General features: G+C 34.1%; 3 protein-coding genes. All 3 read right to left on the bottom strand.

Annotated elements, in window-relative coordinates:
• Positions 1-819: diguanylate cyclase domain-containing protein (locus tag CY0110_RS27550; RefSeq protein ID WP_008278957.1), on the bottom strand; the 819-nt coding region annotated here is incomplete at its 3' end.
• 60 nt (positions 820-879) lie between these two features.
• Entirely contained in the window at positions 880-1,683 is an 804-nt protein-coding gene (locus tag CY0110_RS27545) for a putative bifunctional diguanylate cyclase/phosphodiesterase (protein ID WP_008278956.1), read from the bottom strand.
• A 70-nt stretch (positions 1,684-1,753) separates the two neighbouring features.
• Positions 1,754-2,231 (bottom strand): EAL domain-containing protein (locus CY0110_RS27540; RefSeq protein ID WP_008278955.1); only part of this gene is annotated, 478 nt, incomplete at its 5' end.

Here is a 2,231-nt window from a genome sequence, read left to right as displayed (position 1 = left end):
GATTTCGTGAGATTTGCGAATTCTAGGAAAGAGAATGACAAACTGATCATCAGCCCAACGTGCTACAATATCGCTGTCTCGGACACTAGCTTTTATTCGTTTGCCGATTGCTTGTAAAATGAGATCCCCCGTAGGATAGCCCCAATTTTCGTTAATGGTGCGAAACTGATTAACATTTAAGAAAAGCAGAGCCAATGGAGACTGTTTGAGAGTCGCATTTTTGAGAGCAATGGATAAATATTCTTTAAATAGTTGTTGATTGGCTAATTTGGTCAAAGGATCTTGATACCTTTGTCCTTTAATCGTTCGTTTAGGATTCAGAGTAGATTTCGGATGGAGAGTTGTTGTTGAATTTAGGATCTGAGAATGAGGAAATTCAATATTAGATTCAGAAACAGAAATTGAATTTGATGGATTTTGTGCTACATTTTCTGGTTGATAGTTGTTAATGGGAATAATGCTGTCTGACCAATTGTTCAAACTATAAAAGGTGGCATTAACGTCACAACCAAAGTTAATTAAATCTCCCTGTTTAAGTTCTTTAACTGAGCATTTTTCTCCATTGACATAAATACCATTACGACTTTTTTTTCCATTTCTATCTCCATCAAGAATCCAATAGGTTTCTTCATTATTGAGCCTATTTTTTTTACGAATTAAAGTTGCGTGATGGCGTGATGCTTGATCAGAAGAAATGACAATTGAATTTTTAGGACTTCTACCAAGAGAATAAAATTTATCTTGTAGAGATAAAGTTCTTCGATATTTTCTGTCCTCAATAATGAGAAAATGATGAGTCGGTTGACAAGAAAGCTGCATAATTATTCTCCAATAATACTCATAACAATTAAATTAGTTACCAAACATATTTTAGGCATTTCACCTCTCATAAAGAGAGAAAAACTTAGTGATTTCTTCTGATGTGAGAGGTTGAGTAAAATAATATCCTTGCATTTCTCGACAATGTAAATTCTTTAATGTCTCCAGTTGTTGCTGTGTTTCTACCCCTTCAGCAACGACTCGAATGTCTAAAGTTTTCCCAACGGCAAGGATAACTGAAACTAAAGAAATATTGTGATAATCATTGGTTAAATTTTTAATACAAGACTGAGCAATTTTCACAGTCCCAAAAGGCAGTCTAGAAAGATAATTAAGACAGGAATAGCCACTGCCAAAATCATCTAAGGAGAGATAAACCCCCAATTGTTTTAAATTGACTAGAGTTTGATGAGTCATCTCAGGGTGAGCTAAAATCGCTTCTTCCGTAATTTCTAATTCTAAACAGGTGGGGGGGAGTTCGCTTTGTTCCAAGATTTGCTTGACCATATCTTTAAAATTGGGATCTTGTAATTGGAAAGGTGAAAGATTAATAGAAATAGTCATAAGAGGAAAGCCCAAATTTTGCCAAGCTTGGTTTTCACGACAAGCTCTGTTCAAAACCCATCGACCCAGTCGATTAATTAAATCAGTTTTTTCAGCTACAGTAATAAATTTATCAGGGGAAATCAGCCCTAACTGTGGGTGATTCCAGCGTACTAGAGCCTCAACTCCTGACACTTTAGCTGTTTCGAGATTGATTTGAGGTTGATAGTATAAAACGAACTCTTCATTATCAAGTGCTTGTTCGAGTGCCGTTTTCATTTTTAGTATCTTTGATTCGGTAGCCATATAGGTAGGAGTCATAACATTTGTCTTTATAGCGATTAAGAACTTAACTACGATTAATGAAAAAGTCTAATCAGAATTAGCTTATTTAGATTCTTTTTTTTTCAAAATCTTTTAAAAATTTTATCATTTGTTTTGAACTTAAGGGGGGACTAAAAAAATAACCTTGCATTTCTTCACATTGAAGTGTTTTTAAAATATTTAGTTGATTGGGGGTTTCAATTCCTTCAGCTACAACCCTCAAATTTAAGCCACGGCTTAAGGTAATAATAGCTGCAACAATTGCTTGGTCTTGAGCATTATTATGTAACTCTTGTATGAAACTCCGATCTATTTTTAGTGTTTGAAAAGGAAACTGTTTAAGATAAGCTAAGGAAGAATAGCCAGTTCCAAAATCATCCATTGAAATTGATATTTCCATATCTTGAAATGCTTTTAAGGTTTCTATAGCCAAAGAAACATTTTCCATAAAAGTTGATTCAGTCACTTCTAATTCTAGCCATTTAGGGGCTAATTGAGTTAAGTATAAAATCTCGTCGACTTTTTTTATAAGATTAGATTGCTGA

Origin of the sequence: Crocosphaera chwakensis CCY0110 (assembly GCF_000169335.1) — a bacterium.
Taxonomy (GTDB): domain Bacteria; phylum Cyanobacteriota; class Cyanobacteriia; order Cyanobacteriales; family Microcystaceae; genus Crocosphaera; species Crocosphaera chwakensis.
Note: the sequence above shows the minus strand (reverse complement) of the source record. Positions and strands in the feature narration are given on the sequence as shown.